This is a genomic window from Pseudomonas sp. AU12215, from assembly GCF_001675465.2.
In the GTDB taxonomy this organism is placed as follows: Bacteria; Pseudomonadota; Gammaproteobacteria; order Pseudomonadales; family Pseudomonadaceae; genus Pseudomonas; species Pseudomonas nitroreducens.
On sequence record NZ_MACM02000142.1, the window covers coordinates 1 to 418 of the forward strand.

The 418-nt window shown below is 60.5% G+C and carries 1 protein-coding gene; it reads left to right on the top strand.

The annotated features are described in order from the left end of the window. On the top strand, positions 1-418 hold a 418-nt coding region (locus A9513_RS22080), incomplete at both ends, for a CorA family divalent cation transporter (RefSeq protein WP_304362947.1).

Here is a 418-nt window from a genome sequence, read left to right on the forward strand (position 1 = left end):
CACGATTTCCTCGGGCCAGAAGAGGTGGCGCGAATCTTCGAACTAAGGTCCGAACTCACGCGGTTCCAGCGCACGCTCGGGGCTATGGCCGAGCTGGTGCGAAAGCTCGTTCGCGGCCACTTTCCCTGCATCAGCGCCGAAATGACACCATATTTCCACGACGTCGCGGACCATGTCCACCGCGTGCAGTCCATGGTCGACGGCCTCCTGCTTGTCCTGTCCACGGTCTTTGAGGCCAGCAGCCTTCTTGAAGCGCAAAGGACGGGGGTGATCACCCGCCAGCTGGCGGCTTGGGCGGCAATACTGGCAGTCCCGACGGCGATCGCTGGAATATACGGCATGAACTTTAAGCACATGCCGGAGCTGGACACGGCCTACGGATACTTTGTCGTGCTCGGAGTGATAGCGATATCGTGCG